Origin of the sequence: Enterobacter sp. BNK-13, from assembly GCF_048685015.1 — a bacterium.
Classification (GTDB): Bacteria; Pseudomonadota; Gammaproteobacteria; order Enterobacterales; family Enterobacteriaceae; genus Enterobacter; species Enterobacter quasiroggenkampii.
In genome coordinates this window covers 778,291-797,868 of record NZ_JBLQTP010000001.1, presented here as the reverse complement: position 1 = coordinate 797,868, position 19,578 = coordinate 778,291, and the positions used below count along the sequence as shown (strand labels likewise).

Genomic DNA, 19,578 nt, shown 5'->3' with positions numbered 1-19,578 from the left:
ACCCTACATAAAAAACTTATAACCGAAACGCCTCAAGACGCTTTATCTGACGCCCGTCGTCGTCAAAATTCTCCGCCGCCAGCCAGGCGCGCAGCTCCGCGTCTCTTTGCGGCCATTCGCCGTCAATAATAGAAAGCATATCGCTGTCGCGGTTGCGCCCTTTGCGCACCAGCTTCTGGCGCAGGCGCCCTTCCCAGACAAACCCCAGCCGCTCCGCCGCCCTGCGTGAGGCAACGTTCATCGAATCGCACTTCCACTCCAGCCGCCGGTAGCCGTGCTCAAACGCATTTTTCAGCAGCAGCCACACCGTTTCAGTGCCGATGCGGGAACCTTTCATCTTACGCGACCAGGTGACATGTCCTATCTCCACCGACCCCAGCAGCCGCTCGTTAGCCATATAGCTCACCAGCCCCACCGCCCGTTCGGTGCGTAAGTCAATGACGGCAAACGGCACCAGCTCATCATCCATGACCTTCGCCATGATCCAGTGCGCGGTGGCTTCCACGCTCGTTGGCTGCATGCTGGCAAGCCACGTCCAGTCGCTGTCGTCGCCCAGCGCGTAGGCCTCATAGAGATCGGCCGCGTGGCGATCGGCGTCCAGCGGCTCCAGGCGGCAATACTGGCCGAACAGCGGCGTGCGGGTTAACGCGCGCGCGCCTTTCCAGTCGGGAACGATATCGTTAACGGTTTGACCATGTTGATTGATTTCGGGCACGGCGGTGACTCCCTGAAAGGTAAGGCATTGGTTATAGCAGGTTAAAAAGCAGGCGAAAAGCAGCGTGTTTTAATAGCCCCAGCGCATGCGATATTCCCGGAAGGCATAAGTAAAGCTGAATTTCGACTTTGTGGAATGTCACAGTCGCCCTAACGTAGCGGAGCATAAAACAATCACAATATATTCTTCTCAGGGATCGCTATGACAAAAAAACTGTTGCCGTTACTGGTGCTGGCTGCGCTCTCAGGCGCAGCCCACGCCGCTACTCCGCCCAACACGCTGGTGGTTGCCCAGGGGCTTGATGATATCGTGAGCCTCGACCCGGCCGAAGCCAACGAGCTCTCCAGCATCCAGACCGTGCCGAGCCTGTACCAGCGTCTGGTACAGCCGGACCGCGATAATCCGGAAAAAATCACGCCGATTCTGGCAGAAAGCTGGGAAGCGGACGCGGCAGCAAAAACCCTGACCATCAAGCTTAAACCCGATGCGAAATTCGCCTCCGGCAATCCGCTGCGCCCGGAAGACGTGATCTTCTCTTATACCCGCGCCGTGACGCTGAACAAATCCCCGGCCTTTATCCTCAACGTGCTGGGCTGGGAGGCGAGCAACATCGCCAGCCAGCTAAAAAAGGTGGACGATCATACCCTCCAGCTTCACTGGACGGCGGACGTCAGCCCGTCGGTGGCGCTGAATATCCTCTCCACGCCGATTGCCTCTATCGTCGATGAAAAAGAGGTCGCCGCGAACGTGAAGGGTAATGACTTCGGTAACGCGTGGCTGAAAATGCACTCGGCGGGCAGCGGCGCCTTCAAAATGCGCGTCTATCAGCCGCATCAGGCCATCGTGCTGGAAGCTAACGACGCCGCGCCCGGCGGCGCGCCGAAGCTCAAAAGCATCATCATTAAAAACGTCCCCGATCCGGCTTCACGCCGCCTGCTGATCCAGCAGGGGGATGCGGACGTGGCGCGCGATCTGGGGGCAGACCAGATTAGCGCCCTGAACGGCAAGCCGGGCGTGAAGGTGCTGAGCATTCCGTCCGCCGAGCAGAATTACCTGGTGTTTAACACCGGCAACAGCGCTAACCCGCTGCTGAACAACCCGGCCTTCTGGGAAGCCTCACGCTGGCTGGTCGACTATGACGGCATCACGAAGAACCTGCTGAAAGGCCAGTATTTTGTTCACCAGAGCTTCCTGCCGGTCGGCCTGCCGGGCGCGCTGGAAGATAATCCGTTTAAATTTGACCCGGCAAAAGCGAAAGCCATTCTCGCCAAAGCGGGCATTAAGGACGCGCACTTCACGCTGGACGTGGAGAACAAGCCGCCGTTTATCACCATCGCCCAGTCGATGCAGGCGAGCTTCGCTCAGGGTGGCGTGAAGGTGGATCTGCTGCCTGCCGCCGGGAGCCAGGTCTATGCCCGCGTGCGCGCGAAGCAGCATCAGGCGGCGATTCGTCTGTGGATCCCGGACTACTTCGATGCGCACTCTAACGCCAGCGCCTTCGCGTGGAACGACGGGAAGTCCAGCACCGTGGCTGGCCTGAACGGCTGGAAAATTCCGGAGCTGAACAAGGCCACGCTGGCGGCGGTTGCCGAACCGGATCCGGCGAAGCGTCTGGATCTGTACAAGAAAATGCAGGAACAGCTGCAGCAGAGCTCGCCGTACGTGTTCGTCGATCAGGGCAAAACCCAGATCGTGGTGCGCGATAACGTGAAGGGGTATCAGCAGGGGCTGAACGCGGATATGGTCTGGTACGATCGCGTCACGAAGTAGCCCTTGTTGCCGGGTGGCGCTGCGCTGACCCGGCCTGTGTTCTCGGTTTTTGTAGGCCGGGTAAGGCGAAGCCGCACCCGGCATGAAGAGATTTCCCATGCCACATCTTTCCACCCGCGTGCTTCAGGGCCTGCTGACCCTGCTGCTCACGCTCTTCGGGCTGCTGCTCGTCACGTTTGCGCTCTCGGCGTTTTCACCGGTCGATCGCGTGCTGCAGATCGTCGGGGATCACGCCAGCCAGTCGACGTACGATCAGGTTCGCCACCAGCTTGGGCTGGATCGTCCCCTGCCCGTGCAGTTCTGGCACTACCTGCAAAACCTTGCCCACGGTGATTTGGGCACCGCCAGCGCCACCGGGCAGCCGGTGCTGCAGGATCTGCTGCACGCCTTCCCCGCCACGCTGGAGCTGGCAACGCTGGCGCTAATTATCGGCACGGTACTCGGCGTGATTGCGGGTGTGCTGTGCGCCCGCTACGCCGGTTCGCCACTGGACTTAGCGATCAGAACGCTCACCCTGCTCGGCAACTCGGTGCCGATTTTCTGGCTTGGCCTGCTGATGCTGGCCCTGTTCTACGCGAAGCTGCAGTGGAGCGCGGGCCCCGGCAGGCTGGACGATATCTGGCAGTTCACCGTCGAGCCACGCACCGGCTTTGCGCTGATAGATACCTGGCTTTCCGGCGATCGCGAGGCATTCCGCAACGCCCTCAGCCACCTGGTGCTGCCGGTGCTGCTGCTGGCCTATTACTCGCTGGCGAGCATTACCCGCCTGACCCGCTCCGCCTGCCTCGGCGAAATGAACAAGGAGTACATCCTCCTTGCCCGCGCCAAGGGCGCCGGGGAGATGACCATTCTGCTGCGCCACGTGCTGCCGAACATTCGCAGTACCCTGCTGACGGTGATTGCCCTGGCCTACACCAGCATGCTGGAAGGTGCGGTATTAACAGAGACCGTGTTCTCGTGGCCGGGCATCGGACGCTATCTCACCACCGCCCTGTTCGCCGGAGACACCACCGCGGTCATGGGCGGCACGCTGCTGATTGGCGTCTGCTTTGTCCTGATCAATAACCTTACCGACCTGCTTGTGCGGGCGACCGATCCCAGGGTGCGCTGATGCCGTTTTATCTCTTCTTACGCCGCCTGCGCCGCTCCCCTGCCGCCGTTTGCGGACTGATTGCCATCGCACTGATGGTGTTTATTGCCCTGTTCGCCCCCTGGCTGGCACCGGTTGACCCAAACTGGCAGGATGCCGCCGCGCGCCTGCAGGCACCGACCGGCCAGCACTGGCTGGGCACCGACGGCTACGGGCGGGATCTGCTCTCGCGCCTGATTTACGGCACGCGTCCGGCGCTCGGGCTGGTGGCCCTGGTGACGGTTATTACCCTGCCCGCCGGGCTGCTGGTGGGCATTTTGTCCGGCTACTACGGCGGCTGGATGGAGCGTATCCTGATGCGCTTCACCGACGTGGTGATGTCAATGCCGCGCCTGATCCTTGCCTTCGCATTTGTGGCGATGCTCGGTCCGGGGCTGGTCAACGGCGCGCTGGCGCTGGCCTTAACCACCTGGCCTGCCTACGCGCGGCAGGCGCGGAGCGAGATCCAGCGTCTGCGCCACAGCGATTATCTGGCCGCCGCCGAGATGATGGGGATCCGCGGCCTGCGCCTGCTGGTCGGCCATATTCTGCCCCTGTGCCTGCCCTCCGCGATTGTGCGGCTGGCGCTGGATCTGGCGGGGATTATTCTGGCCGCCGCCGGTCTCGGCTTCCTCGGCCTTGGCGCACGTCCGCCCATGGCCGAATGGGGGGCGATGATTGCGGACGGCATGCAGGTCATTTTCGATCAGTGGTGGATTGCCGCCATTCCGGGCGGAGCCATCCTGTTTGCCAGCCTGGCGTTTAACCTGTTAGGCGATGGCCTGCGCGACGTACTGGAGCCACAGCATGACTGAACACCGCGTCATCGTCGATGCGCTGAATATCGACTACCCCACCGCACGCGTGGTCAACAACCTGAGCTTTACGCTTGGCAACGAGCGGCTGGCGCTGGTGGGGGAATCCGGCTCCGGCAAGTCCATGTCCGCCCGCGCCCTGATGGGTCTGGTGCGCAAACCCGGTATCGTAAGCGCCAACCGGCTTAACGTACTGGGCAACGACCTGCTGACCCTGAGCGCCCGCCGCTGGCAGGCGCTGCGCGGCAACGGCATTGCGATGGTCTTGCAGGATCCGCGTTACGCCCTTAATCCCGTCAAAAGCGTCGCCGCCCAGCTTGATGAGGCGCTCACGCTGCATCAGCGCCTGTCGCGCCCGGAGCGTGCGGCGCGCATTCACGACATCCTTCGCGCCGTCGGGCTGAGCGAGAACGTGCTGTCACGCTACCCCGGTGAGCTTTCCGGGGGCATGGGCCAGCGGGTGATGATTGCGATGGCGCTGATCAACAACCCGCAGGTGCTGATTGCCGACGAACCGACCTCCGCGCTGGACGCGCGCCTGCGCAACCAGATCCTCGAGCTGCTGGTGCAGCAGTGCGAAGAACGCCAGATGGCGATGCTGTTAATCAGCCACGATCTGCCGCTGGTGGCGGAGCACTGCGACCGCGTGCTGGTGATGTATCAGGGCGAAAAGGTGGATGAGATGACAGCGAGCCAGCTCCCGCAGGCGACGCATCCGTACACGCGAACCCTCTGGACCTGTCGTCCAGACGCCCATACTTATGGACAGATGCTGCCGACGCTCGACCGTTCACAGCCGTGGAAGGAGGCCAACGATGGCGCTCGTTGAGGTTAACCAGGTGCAGGTCACCTTCGGGGAAAAAACGGCGGTCTCTGCCGCCAGCTTTAGCATTGAGAGAGGCGAGACGTTCAGCCTGATTGGTGAATCCGGCTGCGGCAAATCGACCCTTCTGCGCGTGCTGGCTGGGCTGCAGCGCGAGTGGCGCGGCAGTATTGCACTGCTGGGAGAAGCGTTAACGCCAGGGCGACGTTTTGAAGGCGAGCTTCGCCGCAACGTGCAGATGGTGTTTCAGGATCCGTGGGCGTCGCTGCACCCGAATCACACCATAGCGCGCACGCTGTCGGAGCCGTTAAGCATCCACGGCGAGACGCAGATCGCGGAAAAGGTGGCCAATGCGCTGCATGAGGTGGGGCTTTCCGCCGACGCGGGCAGGCGCTACCCGCACCAGCTTTCCGGCGGCCAGCGTCAGCGCGTTGCCATTGCCCGCGCGCTGCTGCTGCGCCCGCAGCTTCTGCTGCTGGATGAACCGACCTCGGCGCTGGATATGTCGGTACAGGCGGAAATCCTGAACCTGCTTAACCGCCTGAAGGCCGAGCATGAGATGACCTATCTGCTGGTCAGTCACGACGCGGATGTGATTGCCCATATGTCCGACCGGGCGGCATTGATGGCGCACGGGAAGATCCAGAAGGTGTTTGACCGTGAGACGATGTTACGGGGCGAGCACAGGATGGGTTAAGTGCGTGCGGCGGTGCCCGGTGGCGCGTTGAGGTTTTTTTGTAGGCCGGGTAAGGCATCGCCGCCACCCGGCAAATAATTACTTCAGCAGCTTCACCGTGGCATCAATATCGATCTCATCTTCGGTGAAGATCAGCGTCGTGTTCTGGAAGGTGGTGATCGCCAGCTTCTTCACCGTGCGCATTTCGCCCGGTTTTTTATCAGATTTCGGCTTGATGCTGTTCATCAGCAGCCCCACCGACAGCACCGCATTTTCTTTGTCGATTTTGGTATCCGCGGGCTCTTCTTCGTTGAACACCACGAAGGATTTGATCGAGGTGAGCTTCACGCGCTCGCCTGCGATATAGAGATGTTTGCTTTCGGGGATCACCTTCACCGCGTAGGCGGAAAGGCCTTTGTTGTTGGTGGTTGGCTCGAAGGTCACCGCGGCATCTTTCTTAATCAGATCGGGGTTCGCGACCTTAATCACATGAAAATAGCGGTTGTCGCCGTTTTCATCTTTGATAAATCCAAAGCCTTTATCTTTAAACCACGTTGTGATTGTACCGTTCATCGCTGTTACCGCCTGTCAGATCGTAATGACTAAAGTTTTGCAGCGCGCAGTGTAATGCACAATGGCGGAGGAGACAAAAAAAAGCCCCTGCACGGGTGCAGGGGAAAACTCATGTCAGAGCTTATTAGAATTTAGTTGAACACCATCCCACCATCGATGAGCAGAGACTGGCCGGTCATGTAGTCGGAATCCGGTCCCGCCAGGTATGAAACGCAGGCAGCGACATCTTCCGGTTCGGACAGGCGGCCAAGCGTGATGCGTTTGGCAAAGGTTTCGGTCCCGTAGCCCAGCGGTTTACCCGCCGCCTCGGAGACCTGACGGTCGATCTCTGCCCACATCGGCGTTTTCACGATGCCCGGGCAGTAGGCGTTAACGGTGATCCCCAGCGGCGCAAGATCCCGTGCGGCGGTCTGGGTTAAGCCGCGTACCGCAAATTTACTGGAACTGTAGACGGCCAGCTCCGGGTTACCGGTGTGACCCGCCTGGGAGCAGGCGTTGATGATTTTGCCCCCGTGCCCCTCTTTGCGGAACGCGTCAATCGCGGCCTGGATCCCCCAGATCACCCCTTTCACGTTAATGTTGTAGACCTTGTCGACAATCTCCGGCGTGATGGACTCGATCGGCGTGGACGGCGCAACCCCGGCGTTGTTAACGATCACGTCGAAGCCACCCAGCGCGGTGCGGGCTTTCTCCACAGCCGCAAATACCTGCTCGCGGTCAGAGACGTCCACCTTCACGGCGACGGCGTTACCGCCGTTACGGATAATTTCATCGGCCACGGCTCTGGCCGTTTCCGCGTTATAGTCGGCAATGGCGACGGCAAACCCATCCTTCACCAGGCGAAGCGCAATCGCTTTACCAATCCCCTGGCCTGAGCCTGTTACGAGAGCAACTTTTTGCATTTCTCTGTCCTTATGTTGAGTCACAAAATCTGGCTGAGATGGAGCTGGCCCATCAGCAGCGGGTTATCGCTGTAGTCGACGGGAATGGCCACCACGGCCGGGCCATCCACATCCATCGCCGCACGCAGCGTAGGTTCGAGCGCGTCGGCGCTCTCCACGGCAAAGCCTTTCGCGCCAAAGGCGTCGGCATAGACTTTGAAATCGACCGGGCCGAACTCGACGCCGGAAAGACGCTGGTATTTTTTCTCTTCCTGAATGGCAACCATGTTGTAGCCGTTATCCACCCAGATGATGTGCAGCACGTTAGCGTTGAGGCGCACCGCGGTTTCCAGCTCCATGCTCGACTGCAGGAAGCCGCCGTCACCGGAGACCGACACCACCTTGCGGCTCGGGTTGACCAGCCACGCGCCAATGGCCCACGGCAGCGCGACGCCCATGGTCTGCTGGCCGTTGGAGATCATCACCTGACGCGCCCGGAAGCTGTAGAGGTAGCGGGCGATCCAGATGTGGAAGCTGCCCATATCCACGGTGAGCGTCACGTCGTTATTGACGATGTCTTGCATGGCCCGCACGATGCGCAGCGGATGCAGGGCAAACTGATTAAGCGAGGCGCCGCGACGATCGAGCAGATCGCGCTGATGCTGGCGATCGACCAGAATTTCGGAGGCCCGCTGGCTCAGCTCAAGCTTGTGGTCGATACGGTTAGCGAGCTGATTCAGCGTTTCGGCGATGTCCCCCACCAGCTCCAGATCCGGCACGTAGTTACGTTCTTCATAGGCTGGCAGCACATCAATGTGCACCAGCGTGGCGTCGCCGCTGTTCCACATGGACGGCTCGTACTCCACCGGGCTGTAGCCGATGCAGATAATCAGATCCGCCAGATGGAGTAGCCGGTCACCCGCCTGGTTATTGAACAGACCGACGCGTCCGGCGAAGCGGGTGAAGTGCTCCTGGTTCACCGCCCCGGCGGCCTGATAGGTGCTGGTGACCGGAATTCGGCTTTTCTCCAGCAGCTTGCGCAGCGCGGCGCTGTTGGCGGGCTGGCTCGCCATCAGCCCCAGCAGGATGACCGGGTTTGTGGCCTTTTCGATAAGCTTCGCCACGTCGTTGATGGCGGATTCCGGTGCCGGCCCCATCAGCGCGGGACCGCTGGCGGGTAAAATCGCCCCCGTGGCGGGCTGATCGACAATATCCTGCGGCAGGCTGACGAAGGCGCCCCCCGGCCTGCCGTGCTCGGCGGCGCGAAACGCGTTGGAAACCACCTCAGCAATTGCGTCCGGCGCACTCACCTCCACGGCGTATTTGGTGACCGGGCTAAACATGGCGACGGTGTCCATGCTCTGGTGCACCAGCTTCGCTTTATCCGCCCGCTTCACCGCCCCGCCCAGCGCCACCACCGGGTCGCCTTCGCTGTTGGCGGTAGCAATGCCGGTGATCAGGTTCGAGCAGCCGGGCCCGGAGGTCACCAGCGCCACCCCGGCCTTGCCGGTCAGACGCCCTACCGCCGCCGCCATAAACGCCGCGTTGGCTTCGTGACGCACCGGAATAATCTCGATGGAGGAGTCCAGCAGGGAGTCAAAGACTTTGTCGATTTTCGCCCCCGGGATCCCGAACACCTGCTTCACGCCCTGCGCTTCCAGCTGGCCGACAACCAAATCGGCGCCGTGCGCCCACTGACGTGACTGTTTCTCACTGTTCACGGTAGTTCTCCTGTTAGTTTTCGACGGCACGGATCGCCGCATCCAGATTGCTGGGGTGAAGGTTGGCCTGTAAAAACGCGCTGTCGGCGGGCAGGTCGATCATCAGCTTGTGAATTTCACCGAAGGTGAGCACGCCGCTCTCCAGCTGGTAGTCGAGCAGATGCCCCCCGCCCTGACGGTCGTCGGTAATGAAATGTTCGTGGTAGCCCGCCACGTTGATGCCCTGCATATGCTGCGGCGTGCGGAACCCGACCAGCACCCCTTCACGCTGGTTAAAGCGGAACACCGGCTGGTCGTCCAGCACGTCGGTCATCGCGCGGTAAGGCGGCTTCTGGCGCGGTACCGTGCGGGTGTGGGCATGGCGGAAGTTGCCGTCAATACGCAACGCGCAGAACAGGTTATCGGAGGGGATCTGCTGGTCGATCGCATCGTGGATCTGCTGACGGCTGACCGGCGCATTGAAGGTGATCCGATACTGCGGCTGGAACCAGGTCATCACCGCAAACGGTGTTTTTTGCTCCGGCTTCGCGGCCCGGGCGCTGCCGTCGGCGCGCAGCTGGTACACCTGGCTGCTGAAGGCGATCATTTCGCCGTCCAGCTCGTTGAAGGTGCCCAGACCAAAGTCACCGTGTGCCAGCAGATCGGCGATGGTGGTCTCTCCTTCATACACGCCGCTTAGCAGGGCGCTCATTAGCGATGTCTGGTAGATCACGCTGTCAGGATGCTGAGCAGAGAACCCGCGCAGGGTCTCGCACAGACTGGCTTCACAGTCGCAGGCAGATGAATGCACCATCATGCTCGTCCTCTTCAACTTTATTTAGAAAGGTTAAATAAATGTTGACCCGATTCAGCAGAGAGTTCCAATATAGAAACCATGCTGGTTTGAGACGTTTTAGATATGGAACTTCGTTATCTGCGGTATTTTGTCGCGGTAGCACGCGAGCGACACTTCACCAGGGCGGCCGAAGCGCTGGGTATTTCGCAGCCTCCTCTGAGTCAGCAGATCAAACGGCTCGAAGAGGAAGTGGGCACGCCGCTGTTCAGGCGCCTGACGCGGGGCGTGGAGCTGACCGAAGCGGGAGAAGCCTTCTACGAGGACGCCTGCAAGATCCTGGCGCTGAGCGATGCCGCGCTGGAGAAAGCCCGCGGCATCGCGCGCGGGCTGAACGGCAACCTGTCGATTGGCATCACCAGCTCCGACGCTTTTCATCCCAAAATCTTTACCCTGATTCGCCAGTTTCAGGTGCAGAACATGGCGGTGCAGGTTCATCAGGTGGAAGCCAATATGTCGTCGCTGACGACGATGCTGGCGGAGGGTGAACTGGATATCGCCTTCGTGCGCCTGCCGTGCGAGAGCAGCAAGGCGTTCGAGTTAAAAATCCTCGACCGGGAGCCGATGGTGGTGGCGCTGCATCGCGATCATCCGCTGGCGGCGTGCGATTCGCTGGCGTTAGAGCAGCTTCGGGATACGCCGGTGGTGCTGTTCCCGCAGGAGGTCGCGCCGGGCCTGTACGACCGGGTTCACGGCTGCTGCGAGCGGGCCGGGATTGACGTGCAGCACGCGCTGCAGTCGTCGCAGCTTTCCTCCTCCCTGAGCATGGTTTCCGCAGGCGGCGGGTTTGCGCTGGTGCCGAAATCCATGGCGGCCATATCTCCGCCGAACGTCACCTATCACACGCTGAGCTCGCCGGAGCTTTACACCGATATCGCACTTTGCTGGCGGCGGTTTGAGCGCTCGCGGACGGTGAAGCGGTTTTTGACGATGCTGAGCGAAGGGTGACGGCAGCGCGGCTGTGCCCGGCGGCGCTGCGCTTGCGCGGGCCTACGGTTCGTGTCGCTTTTCTTTTGTAGGCCGGGTAAGGCGTAGCCGCCACCCGGCAATGCCAGTCTCCGGCGTTAAATCCAGACATCGTTCTCTGCTATGGCTTAAGAGAACAATTCTGGCGTTCAGGATGGTTTCGCACGTCTGATACCCCTGTTCAGTTCCCCGTTGACTTATTTACGCTGTGTTTTCATCATCCGTTTCCGGGACAACGCGAGTCCGTTCAGTCTGCGAAGATCGAACGTCACTTGACAACTGCAGCGCTAACCTTAAACAGCGGGACTATTTGCTATGAATCCAAGGGAAAATATTGTCAGTACATTCAGTGAGTTGTCTGCGGAATTACAGCGTGCTGCCGAGTTCTCGCTACAGAATACCAATCAACTGGTCGTGCTATCGATGCGTGCCTTTGCCAGTGAAGCCGGTGTAAAACCCGCTACGCTGCTGCGGCTAGCGCAACGATTAGGCTACAACGGCTGGGGTGAACTCAAGGACGCATTCATCGATGAACTCGGGCTACGCAATGATACATATGTATCCAAAGCCGAGAAGCTGATCGCCAAAGGCACTCAGCCGCAGCTGTATGAAGAGGTGTTTCAGGCGCATCAGGCCAATTTGGCTTTCACACAGCATGAGAACCATCAGGCCATGGAGCAAGCTGTAACGCTGCTGGACGCGGCTGAGAATGTCTATATTTGCGGCTTCCGGGCCAGCTTTCCTATCGCCTGGTCGCTGTTTTATGTCTATCGACTGTTCAATCGGCAGGCGTCGTTAATTGATGGTCTGGCAAGCAACATCGAGGTGTTCACCCGCGAATTAACAGCACAAGATTGCCTGTTACTCACCAGTTTTGCCCCCTATTCCCGTGAGTCGCTCGATGTCCTGCGCGCGGCCCAGCAGGCAGGCGCGACGATCGTTGCCATCACGGATTCTCCCGTCTCGCCATTAGCCCAGGCTGCCGATTGCACGCTGCTGTTCTCCATAGACAGCCCGTCGTTTTTCCCTTCCGTGGTGTCCGGCATGGGGCTGGCCGAGTGTTTACTGGCGATGCTGGTCGCGCGCCATGGTCGAGATGCAGTGAATAAAATCGAAAATGCTGAACGCTATCTTATTAACTCTGGTGCCTATGTGGTGCCCGGGAAACCCTGAAAAATAATTCATTTGCATCCGGCATAAGAAAACAGAATACATTTGAATCAAAATGAAATTGACGTGATACAAATGAATCCTGCATGATGCGCTTCATTAGCACAGCGCATTCAGGAGCAGGACCAGCATGACCCATATCATTCACCGCAGTCTACGCAGCACGCCCGCCGTGGCGGTACGCGCCCAGGGGGCGTACATTTTTGATGCACAGGGAAAACAGTATCTGGATGCCTGCGGTGGCGCCGCCGTTTCCTGTTTAGGCCACGCGCACCCTGACGTGCTGGCTGCGATGCATCGCCAGATCGATCAACTGGCCTATGCCCACACCAGTTTTTTTACCAGCGACACCGTTGAGCAGCTTGCTGAACAGCTGACGCGCACGGCGCCTGGCGATCTTAACTATGCCTATTTCGTTTCGGGCGGTTCGGAAGCGGTCGAAACCGCGCTCAAGCTGGCGCGCCAGTATTTTGTTGAGATCGGCCAACCGTCGCGCACCAAGTTTATCGCCCGTAGGCAGAGCTACCATGGCAATACCCTTGGGGCGCTCGCGGTGGGAGGCAACGAATGGCGCCGCCGCCAGTTTGCTCCCTTGCTGATCGACGTGATCCGCGTTTCGGCCTGCAATGAATATCGCGACCGCCGCGCTGACGAAACCCAGCAGCAATACACCACGCGTCTGCTCAACGAGCTGGAGCACGCCATTATTGAGGCCGGTCCCGACACCATTATTGGTTTCTGTGCAGAAACCGTGGTGGGGGCCACCACCGGCGCCACCCCGCCAACCCCGGGCTATCTAAAAGGTGTACGCAACCTGTGTGATAAATACGGCATCCTCTACATCGCGGATGAAGTCATGTGCGGCATGGGACGCACCGGCACATTGCATGCGTTTGAACAGGATGATGTGGTGCCGGATTTGGTGACCATCGCGAAAGGGCTGGGGGGCGGCTATCAGCCGATTGGCGCAGTATTAGCGAGCGAGAAAATTGTCTCAGCGCTCCAGGCCGGTAGCGGTCTGTTTCAGCACGGGCACACCTACATTTGCCACGCGACCGCCGCGTCCGCAGCCCTGGCCGTGCAGCAGGTGATTGCACGTGACAATTTGCTGCAGGCGGTCAGGCAACAGGGGGCTTACCTGCACAGCGCATTGCGTGAAGTGCTGGGGGAATTACCGCACGTTGGTGATACGCGTGGACGCGGCTTGTTTGCGGGCGTTGAGCTGGTACGCGATAAAGAGAGCAAAACCCCCTTTGATCCTGCCCTGAAGCTGCATGCAGCCATCAAAGCAAACTGTATGTCACGTGGGCTGATGGTCTATCCAATGGGTGGAACCATTGACGGCCAGTATGGCGACCATATCCTGATCGCACCACCATTTATCGTCACGCCCGGCCAGCTCGACTTTGTGGTAGACACGCTGAACACCGTGATTCGCGAAGAGACCAGCAAATTATGATCAATCGTTTACCGCCGCTGGCGGAGCATGAGTGGGACGACCAGCAGCGCGCGTTGGCCGAAGAGATAATCAACGGGCCCCGCGGTGCGCTACTGCCACCTTTCGAGCCGCTGCTGCGCAGCCCAGAGCTTATGGCGCATGCACAACGCATGGGGGAATACCTGCGTTATCGCAGCGCGCTGGGGCAGCGCCTGTCTGAACTGGCGATTTTGATGACCGCGCGTCACTGGTCACAGCCTGTGGAGTGGGCGATTCATGCGCCGATAGCGCGCGAGAAAGGTATATCTGCCGCGGCGGTGCAGGCGATTAATGAAAAGCGTCTTCCAGAGGATCTGCTGCCGGATGAGTGGGCGATCTATCACTTTTGCAAGGAGTTGCAGGAGCAGCAGAAGGTCAGCGATGCCACCTGGCAGCACGCTATCGCGCTGTGGGGCGAGAAAGGCGTGGTGGATCTGATCGGCATCAATGGCTATTACAGTTTTCTCTCAATGGTAATGAACGGCGCGCAGACGCCGGTACCCGACACCCGGGATGAGATTATTCCCGCATAAGCTTTCGCTTTAAATTTGGCGCATGAAAGTGCGCCCTGCATATCAACATTTTATTTCCCCACCCCGCAGATGTATTTCGCCGGGTGACATTCATGCACGCTACTTCACTGACGCCGAGGGTTATCATGTCTGGATTATTAACTAAATTAAAAGTTACGTTAGCGCTGGTCGCTTGCTCCGCCAGTTTTGTGGCACAAGCGCAGGATAAATTAACGGTTGGCGTTGATACCGCCTTTGTCCCCTTTGAATTTAAACAAGGCGATAAATACGTCGGCTTTGATATTGATTTGTGGGATGCCATCGCCAAAAAAATGGATGTCAGCTACGAATTACGCCCGATGGACTTCGGGGGACTGATTCCGGGTTTGCAATCACGTAATCTGGATGTCGCCATGGCGGGCATTACGATTACCGACGCGCGTAAACAGGTCGTCGATTTCAGCGACGGTTATTATGATGCTGATTTATTAATGGCGGTGAAAAGCAGCGATAATACCATTACTAAATTCAGCGATTTAGCAGGAAAAAAAGTGGGATTAAAGCAGGGAACGGCGGCGGCCAGCTTTATGAAAAGCAAATATAAGGCGAACTATGTTGAATTCCCGAATATCGACAACGCCTATCTTGATTTGCAGGCAGGCAACCTTGATGCCGTGGTACATGATTCCCCCAACGTGCTCTATTACGTAAAAACGGCAGGTGATGGAAAAGTGAAATCAACCGGCGAAACTGACAGCATTCTGCCGCAGCACTACGGCTTTGCGATGCAGAAAAACAGCAATCTGACGCCGAAGATCAACGCAGCGCTGCAGGCGTTACGTGCAGACGGAACGTACAGCAAGATTTACGTGAAGTGGTTTGCTAAACAGCCAAAATAATCCCGCCAGGTCGGAGCGATCCGACCTCGTTGCATCTTAACGGGTAACATGATGAATTTCGACAGTAAATATATTTGGGAGTCCCTGCCGCTGTTGTTGCAAGGACTACAGCTGACGCTGGTTATTTCGCTATCAGGTTTATTGGGTGGTTTTGTTATTGGCCTGCTGGCGGGAACCTGCCGGGCGCTCGGAGGGAAAATATCAAAAACCGTCTCGTTAGTCTTTGTCGAGTTAATCCGCGGCACGCCGATTATGGTGCAAGTGATGTTTATTTACTTCGCACTCCCCATGGTGTTACCGATTCATATTGATCCGGTGACGGCAGCCATTACGACTATTGTGATTAACTCGGGTGCTTATATTGCAGAGATCACCCGAGGAGCGATTCTCTCTATCAATAAAGGATTCAGAGAGGCCAGCCTGGCAATGGGATTATCACAACGCAGCACGCTATGGCATGTCATTATGCCGCTGGCATTGCGCCGTATGATCCCTGCGTTGGGTAATCAGTGGATTATCAGTATTAAAGACACCTCGCTGTTTATTGTGATTGGTGTGGCGGAATTGACTCGTCAGGGGCAAGAAATTATTGCCGGTAATTTCCGCGCGCTGGAAGTCTGGACTGCAGTGGCAATGATCTACCTGCTGGTGACGCTGTGCCTGAGTTTCCTGCTGAAGCAACTGGAGAAGAGGATCCATATTTTATGAGCATGGTTGAATTTAGCGCAGTGTCGAAAAATTTCGGCGCCACTCAGGTACTGCACGACATCAATTTAAAAATTGATGCTGGCGAAGTCGTGGTGATCATCGGCCCTTCCGGTTCGGGCAAATCGACGCTGCTGCGCTGCATTAACAAGCTGGAGGAAATTTCCTCCGGCACGCTGCTGGTAGCGGGAATGCATATTACCGATCCTCACGCTAACGAATGTGATATCCGCCGTGAAGCCGGGATGGTGTTTCAGCAGTTTCATCTGTTCCCCCATCTGACGGCGCTGGAGAATGTGATGTTTGGTCCGGTTCGCGTACGTAAACAGAGCAAAGCCGCCGCGCGGGAACAGGCGCTGGCGCTGCTGGACCGCGTTGGCTTACGCGAACGCGCCAGTCACTACCCCTCTGAGCTCTCGGGCGGTCAGCAGCAACGCGTGGCCATTGCCAGAGCCCTGGCGGTGAAACCGAAAATGATGCTGTTCGATGAGCCGACCTCAGCGCTGGACCCCGAATTACGGCATGAGGTGCTGAAAGTCATGCGCTCGCTGGCCGAAGAAGGCATGACCATGGTGATTGTGACCCATGAAATCGGCTTCGCCCGCGATGTGGCATCCCGGCTCATCTTTATTGATGGCGGTACCATTGCCGAAGATGGTCCACCTGATATGCTGCTGAATAACAGTCGCAATCCCCGCCTGAAAGAATTTTTGCAACACGTATCCTGAACAGAAGTGAATGATAACACTATGAAAAAAATCGACATTCGTGGTTCCGCTTTTGCAGTAGGTCAGGCGCTTGGCGCGTTCGGACGCGAGGCCTGGCATGCAAAACTGACGCAAACGGCGTTGTGGCAAACCGTTACCGCCATGAAAGACGCAGAACAGACCCGGAGCATGCGTTCGCGGGTCCAGTCTCAGTATCCCCTGATCTGGCAGGAGCTGGAGGGATTGGCCGCGGGTCTGGATGCACCGTTTGATGAGGTGTTTGCCTGGAACTGCCGCGGCGATCTGGTGCGCTCAACCTCTGATGGCTGCACCACGGTAGCGGGAAGCACCGCTGAGGGAGAGCTGATTATCGCGCATAATGAAGACGGTTTCCCGCAGCTTCGCAATGACTGCGCCATCGTCAGCATCACCCCGGATGACGGCCTGGCGTTCACCAGTTTCGCTTACCCGGGATCGATTTGCGGACACACCTTCGCCGTAAACGAAAAGGGTGTGGTGAACACGGTGAATAACATACGCGCTTTGCACCGTCCGGACGGCATGCCGCGCCAGATACTTGCCCGCGCTGCGCTGAATGCCGCCAGCCTGGATGAAGCTATCACTATACTGACTTCATCGCCACGCGCCGGAGCCTTTCATCATACGCTGGGACAAATGGGAGACAGCCGGCTGTTTAGCGTGGAGGCGACGGGAACAGGCTGTTCCGTCACGCCGCTGCGGGACGTTTTCGCCCATGCTAATCACCTTATCCACCCTCAGCTTGATGCGGTTGAGCAGGTGATCACTGACAGCTCCCGGTCACGCCAGCAGCGGCTAAACGCCTGGGTGGAGACGCAATCTCACCTTGATGCTGCAGCAGCACTGGGAATTCTTTCAGACCAGCATGTTCCTGCGCTCCCGATTTATCGTCTCTCGCCACACGACCCGGATGAAGAGAACACGCTGGCCACGGCCATTTTTACCCTGAGTACGTCGCAGATAAAATGGCAGATATTCACACACGATCGGCAAAAACCCGTTTTACAGCAGGACTGCCCGGCGGCGCTGCGCTAGCGCGGGCCTACAGGGCTGTGATTTTTGTAGGCCGGGTCAGGCGTAGCCGCCACCCGGCAATGCCCTTCTGGAAGCCGCCTCGCAAACCTGCAAGCAACCTTATGTAATTCAGGGGCATCCCCTTTCCTTCCTTTTTTCACCGCCGTAAAGTGCCTGCGTTGCGGCACATCCGTAACCGGGCGTAGGAACCCGTTAGCATAACATGACATTTTTTGGACAAAGAGGATGCTAAATGGCGACTACCCCTGAATTTTCCTACGCGCTTTCTGAGGAAAGCGCTGTTCATCAGCTCATCACCCACCCCATTTCCGATTGTGCGGATCTCTTCGAACTGGCCGATGCCTGCGCCGCTTACGTAAGCGTACTGGTGGAAACTGACGATGCGGTGACGTTTGCCGCGCTTTGTAAGCATTTGCTGGCTGCGCTCAAACGGCTGCGCGAGTGCTGTGACTCGGAACTTCCGCCGTATCTGGTTGAACAGCTTATTGCGGGGGAAAAGATTGCTTCCTGCGTGCCGGACTGCTGGCAAGAGACGACGTTGCAGGTGGATTATGCCGTAGCGTTAACGCTGGCGGTGATGGGCGGGACGCTCCCTGTAAACGTGGCGAAAGAACTGACCGGGCTGCTGCATGACATGGTCTGGCTGCTGGCGGAGTTTGTGAAGGAGCCTTATATCGCAGCGCACTGAGGTGGATGATGGAAGGCCGGAGTTCTGCAGGATAAAAAGCAGGGCTTTGGCCTTACTAAAAGAATAGCGTTGTTTGTTGAATGTCCGTTAGGAGCGAAAAGCAGAAGCTCGCAAGACATTACTTACATTGCAGTATCTTGATCTACGGGGAGCAGGTCAAGGCTGTACTATTGTTTTTTGGAAAGTATATTTGAAACCTGTTCAAATAAATATGCTACGTTCACAGTACCTCTGCCTGCTCTATCTTGTCCCTGCCCCTGCGTTACTTCAAGACAATCAAGAACAAGTTCAGCAGCCTTTTTGGGTACTGCCGCTGGTTCAACACTTCTGATTGCTGAGAGAATCAATCCAATCAGTCCCGCTATATGTGGTGTGGCCATGGAGCTTCCGGATGCGCTTTCATAGCGATCAATTGTGATTGGCTGAACGATGTCCACTCCTGGGGCCAACAAATCGGGCGTCATAAAAGGAGGTCTGTTACTAAATACAGTGGGTTGCGCTTGACCGTCAGGTTGCATATTGGTGACTTTACTCCAGTCAACAAGGCCTCCACCACTGAAGTCTGCAACTATTTTTTCTGCATCATGAGCACCTACAGATATTAACATTCCTGGATAATCGTCCTTGGCTATGAAGTAATTCGCTGGTGATCGTGTGTTTTCAATGCCGGGAATACCATTTTCATTACCGATAGCAGCAACCACTACAGCTCCATTTTTCAGCATCCTTTCGATTGGTTCACGCCAGACATCATGCTTCCCAGGCCATCCTAAAGAAAGAGAAATCACATCACATTGTTGTTCTGCCAGCCAGGTTAATCCTGAAAAAATACTAGCTGTGGTGCCAATGTTCCCTTGTTGTAACACTTTAGCTATAACTAAACTGGCATCGGGTGCCACGCCTCTCTTTTTACCGTCGTTGTGTCCAGCGATAATAGACGCACAAAATGTACCATGCCAGTGACTAGCAGTAGGTTTTGCGAGACTGTCTGGAATTACTTGCCCTTTAGGGTCGGTTTGGACTATTTTTAAACCATTTTTGTCAAATTCAGCAAAGGCAAACTTTTTCTCTTGATCTCGTATCTTCATAAATGTAGGAAGGGTTATGTCCAAACCTGAATCCGCAATGCCTAATAATATTCCTTTGCCGGTTATGTCTTGCCCCCAGAATTGTTCCACATCTAAACCTTTCTCACCGATTCCCCAGTTATCTTCCTGTTCAGCTAACGAAGCACCATTACTTGGATCCAACGGGAATTCAATTTCAAAGTTTTGAAATACATTTTCTGAAAGAGGTATAAGATCAAGGACTTCCTCGTGACTGGCTAACATCATCTGATCTGAAATGAGTTTTCTAGCCTCCATGCTAGGGATAGTATCTTCCGATAATTTTACGAGATAACTGTCGAGTGGGCGAATGATTAGTTTTTTCATGATATCACCGTT

The 19,578-nt window shown here is 57.3% G+C and carries 20 protein-coding genes; 14 read left to right on the top strand and 6 right to left on the bottom strand.

Going from position 1 to position 19,578, the window contains the following annotated elements:
* Nucleotides 1–16: 16 nt before the first annotated feature.
* Nucleotides 17–715 carry a GNAT family N-acetyltransferase gene (locus tag ACMGGQ_RS03745; protein WP_048226016.1) on the bottom strand — a complete coding sequence of 233 codons (699 nt, stop codon included), beginning with the start codon at nucleotides 713–715 and terminating at the stop codon, nucleotides 17–19.
* Between the two features lie 201 nt (nucleotides 716–916).
* On the opposite strand from ACMGGQ_RS03745, the gene ACMGGQ_RS03740 reads away from it, so the two are divergent.
* From ACMGGQ_RS03740 to ACMGGQ_RS03720, 5 genes are all read left to right on the top strand, one after another.
* Nucleotides 917–2,485 carry an ABC transporter substrate-binding protein gene (locus tag ACMGGQ_RS03740; protein ID WP_420289610.1) on the top strand — a complete coding sequence of 523 codons (1,569 nt, stop codon included), beginning with the start codon at nucleotides 917–919 and terminating at the stop codon, nucleotides 2,483–2,485.
* 97 nt (nucleotides 2,486–2,582) lie between these two features.
* On the top strand, nucleotides 2,583–3,596 hold the full coding sequence (locus ACMGGQ_RS03735) for an ABC transporter permease (protein ID WP_126534570.1): 1,014 nt from the start codon (nucleotides 2,583–2,585) through the stop codon (nucleotides 3,594–3,596).
* Nucleotides 3,596–4,429: an ABC transporter permease gene (locus ACMGGQ_RS03730; RefSeq protein WP_234081385.1), complete on the top strand. Its 834-nt coding sequence runs from the start codon at nucleotides 3,596–3,598 to the stop codon at nucleotides 4,427–4,429. Before ACMGGQ_RS03735 ends, ACMGGQ_RS03730 begins: the two co-directional genes overlap by 1 nt.
* The gene (locus ACMGGQ_RS03725; RefSeq protein ID WP_420289609.1) at nucleotides 4,422–5,258 is read left to right on the top strand and encodes an ABC transporter ATP-binding protein; all 837 of its coding nucleotides are present in this window, start codon (nucleotides 4,422–4,424) and stop codon (nucleotides 5,256–5,258) included. The genes ACMGGQ_RS03730 and ACMGGQ_RS03725 overlap by 8 nt, the downstream gene beginning before the upstream one ends.
* A complete protein-coding gene (locus tag ACMGGQ_RS03720) occupies nucleotides 5,245–5,949 on the top strand; it encodes an ABC transporter ATP-binding protein (RefSeq protein WP_420289608.1) in 705 nt (234 codons plus the stop codon). The genes ACMGGQ_RS03725 and ACMGGQ_RS03720 overlap by 14 nt, the downstream gene beginning before the upstream one ends.
* A 78-nt stretch (nucleotides 5,950–6,027) precedes the next feature.
* Here ACMGGQ_RS03720 and ACMGGQ_RS03715 read toward each other — a convergent pair whose 3' ends face one another.
* From ACMGGQ_RS03715 to budA, 4 genes are all read right to left on the bottom strand, one after another.
* Nucleotides 6,028–6,501, bottom strand: a complete 474-nt coding sequence (locus ACMGGQ_RS03715) for a cold-shock protein (protein ID WP_045909648.1) — start codon at nucleotides 6,499–6,501, stop codon at nucleotides 6,028–6,030.
* 131 nt (nucleotides 6,502–6,632) lie between these two features.
* Entirely contained in the window at nucleotides 6,633–7,403 is a 771-nt protein-coding gene (locus tag ACMGGQ_RS03710; protein ID WP_111967350.1) for a (S)-acetoin forming diacetyl reductase, read from the bottom strand.
* 20 nt (nucleotides 7,404–7,423) lie between these two features.
* Nucleotides 7,424–9,145 (bottom strand): acetolactate synthase AlsS, encoded by a 1,722-nt coding sequence (alsS, locus tag ACMGGQ_RS03705; protein ID WP_420289607.1) that lies wholly within the window; start codon nucleotides 9,143–9,145, stop codon nucleotides 7,424–7,426.
* On the bottom strand, nucleotides 9,117–9,896 hold the full coding sequence (budA, locus tag ACMGGQ_RS03700) for an acetolactate decarboxylase (RefSeq protein ID WP_086374961.1): 780 nt from the start codon (nucleotides 9,894–9,896) through the stop codon (nucleotides 9,117–9,119). Before budA ends, alsS begins: the two co-directional genes overlap by 29 nt.
* 105 nt (nucleotides 9,897–10,001) lie before the next feature.
* Between budA and ACMGGQ_RS03695 the strand changes: the two genes are divergently transcribed.
* The 9 genes from ACMGGQ_RS03695 (at nucleotide 10,002) to ACMGGQ_RS03655 (ending at nucleotide 18,133) form a co-directional block, all read left to right on the top strand.
* Entirely contained in the window at nucleotides 10,002–10,883 is an 882-nt protein-coding gene (locus ACMGGQ_RS03695) for a LysR family transcriptional regulator (RefSeq protein ID WP_045909651.1), read from the top strand.
* Nucleotides 10,884–11,216: 333 nt separating this feature from the next.
* On the top strand, nucleotides 11,217–12,074 hold the full coding sequence (locus ACMGGQ_RS03690) for a MurR/RpiR family transcriptional regulator (protein WP_045909652.1): 858 nt from the start codon (nucleotides 11,217–11,219) through the stop codon (nucleotides 12,072–12,074).
* A 127-nt stretch (nucleotides 12,075–12,201) separates the two neighbouring features.
* On the top strand, nucleotides 12,202–13,530 hold the full coding sequence (locus ACMGGQ_RS03685) for an aspartate aminotransferase family protein (protein WP_090392643.1): 1,329 nt from the start codon (nucleotides 12,202–12,204) through the stop codon (nucleotides 13,528–13,530).
* Nucleotides 13,527–14,081, top strand: coding sequence for a carboxymuconolactone decarboxylase family protein (locus ACMGGQ_RS03680; protein WP_181575564.1), 555 nt, complete (start codon nucleotides 13,527–13,529; stop codon nucleotides 14,079–14,081). The genes ACMGGQ_RS03685 and ACMGGQ_RS03680 overlap by 4 nt, the downstream gene beginning before the upstream one ends.
* 125 nt (nucleotides 14,082–14,206) lie before the next feature.
* The gene (gene glnH / locus ACMGGQ_RS03675) at nucleotides 14,207–14,959 is read left to right on the top strand and encodes a glutamine ABC transporter substrate-binding protein GlnH (protein ID WP_420289606.1); all 753 of its coding nucleotides are present in this window, start codon (nucleotides 14,207–14,209) and stop codon (nucleotides 14,957–14,959) included.
* A 51-nt stretch (nucleotides 14,960–15,010) separates the two neighbouring features.
* Nucleotides 15,011–15,667 (top strand): glutamine ABC transporter permease GlnP, encoded by a 657-nt coding sequence (gene glnP, locus ACMGGQ_RS03670; protein WP_116341329.1) that lies wholly within the window; start codon nucleotides 15,011–15,013, stop codon nucleotides 15,665–15,667.
* A gap of 2 nt (nucleotides 15,668–15,669) precedes the next feature.
* Nucleotides 15,670–16,392 carry a glutamine ABC transporter ATP-binding protein GlnQ gene (gene glnQ, locus ACMGGQ_RS03665; protein WP_069719677.1) on the top strand — a complete coding sequence of 241 codons (723 nt, stop codon included), beginning with the start codon at nucleotides 15,670–15,672 and terminating at the stop codon, nucleotides 16,390–16,392.
* Nucleotides 16,393–16,413: 21 nt separating this feature from the next.
* Complete coding sequence (locus ACMGGQ_RS03660) at nucleotides 16,414–17,445, top strand: C45 family autoproteolytic acyltransferase/hydolase (RefSeq protein ID WP_420289605.1); 1,032 nt, start codon at nucleotides 16,414–16,416, stop codon at nucleotides 17,443–17,445.
* 232 nt (nucleotides 17,446–17,677) lie between these two features.
* Nucleotides 17,678–18,133, top strand: coding sequence for a hypothetical protein (locus tag ACMGGQ_RS03655; protein ID WP_420289604.1), 456 nt, complete (start codon nucleotides 17,678–17,680; stop codon nucleotides 18,131–18,133).
* 167 nt (nucleotides 18,134–18,300) lie between these two features.
* Here ACMGGQ_RS03655 and ACMGGQ_RS03650 read toward each other — a convergent pair whose 3' ends face one another.
* Nucleotides 18,301–19,566, bottom strand: coding sequence for a S8 family peptidase (locus ACMGGQ_RS03650; protein WP_420289603.1), 1,266 nt, complete (start codon nucleotides 19,564–19,566; stop codon nucleotides 18,301–18,303).
* Between the last annotated feature and the right edge of the window lie 12 nt (nucleotides 19,567–19,578).

Excerpts from the sequence above, each read along its gene's own strand:
- ACMGGQ_RS03740 (WP_420289610.1), top strand. The coding sequence starts at position 917 with ATGACAAAAAAACTGTTGCCGTTACTGGTGCTGGCTGCGCTCTCAGGC.
- ACMGGQ_RS03735 (WP_126534570.1), top strand. The coding sequence starts at position 2,583 with ATGCCACATCTTTCCACCCGCGTGCTTCAGGGCCTGCTGACCCTGCTG.
- ACMGGQ_RS03730 (WP_234081385.1), top strand. The coding sequence starts at position 3,596 with ATGCCGTTTTATCTCTTCTTACGCCGCCTGCGCCGCTCCCCTGCCGCC.
- ACMGGQ_RS03725 (WP_420289609.1), top strand. The coding sequence starts at position 4,422 with ATGACTGAACACCGCGTCATCGTCGATGCGCTGAATATCGACTACCCC.
- ACMGGQ_RS03720 (WP_420289608.1), top strand. The coding sequence starts at position 5,245 with ATGGCGCTCGTTGAGGTTAACCAGGTGCAGGTCACCTTCGGGGAAAAA.
- ACMGGQ_RS03715 (WP_045909648.1), bottom strand. The coding sequence starts at position 6,501 with ATGAACGGTACAATCACAACGTGGTTTAAAGATAAAGGCTTTGGATTT.
- ACMGGQ_RS03710 (WP_111967350.1), bottom strand. The coding sequence starts at position 7,403 with ATGCAAAAAGTTGCTCTCGTAACAGGCTCAGGCCAGGGGATTGGTAAA.
- alsS (WP_420289607.1), bottom strand. The coding sequence starts at position 9,145 with ATGCGGCGATCCGTGCCGTCGAAAACTAACAGGAGAACTACCGTGAAC.
- budA (WP_086374961.1), bottom strand. The coding sequence starts at position 9,896 with ATGGTGCATTCATCTGCCTGCGACTGTGAAGCCAGTCTGTGCGAGACC.
- ACMGGQ_RS03695 (WP_045909651.1), top strand. The coding sequence starts at position 10,002 with ATGGAACTTCGTTATCTGCGGTATTTTGTCGCGGTAGCACGCGAGCGA.
- ACMGGQ_RS03690 (WP_045909652.1), top strand. The coding sequence starts at position 11,217 with ATGAATCCAAGGGAAAATATTGTCAGTACATTCAGTGAGTTGTCTGCG.
- ACMGGQ_RS03685 (WP_090392643.1), top strand. The coding sequence starts at position 12,202 with ATGACCCATATCATTCACCGCAGTCTACGCAGCACGCCCGCCGTGGCG.
- ACMGGQ_RS03680 (WP_181575564.1), top strand. The coding sequence starts at position 13,527 with ATGATCAATCGTTTACCGCCGCTGGCGGAGCATGAGTGGGACGACCAG.
- glnH (WP_420289606.1), top strand. The coding sequence starts at position 14,207 with ATGTCTGGATTATTAACTAAATTAAAAGTTACGTTAGCGCTGGTCGCT.
- glnP (WP_116341329.1), top strand. The coding sequence starts at position 15,011 with ATGAATTTCGACAGTAAATATATTTGGGAGTCCCTGCCGCTGTTGTTG.
- glnQ (WP_069719677.1), top strand. The coding sequence starts at position 15,670 with ATGGTTGAATTTAGCGCAGTGTCGAAAAATTTCGGCGCCACTCAGGTA.
- ACMGGQ_RS03660 (WP_420289605.1), top strand. The coding sequence starts at position 16,414 with ATGAAAAAAATCGACATTCGTGGTTCCGCTTTTGCAGTAGGTCAGGCG.
- ACMGGQ_RS03655 (WP_420289604.1), top strand. The coding sequence starts at position 17,678 with ATGGCGACTACCCCTGAATTTTCCTACGCGCTTTCTGAGGAAAGCGCT.
- ACMGGQ_RS03650 (WP_420289603.1), bottom strand. The coding sequence starts at position 19,566 with ATGAAAAAACTAATCATTCGCCCACTCGACAGTTATCTCGTAAAATTA.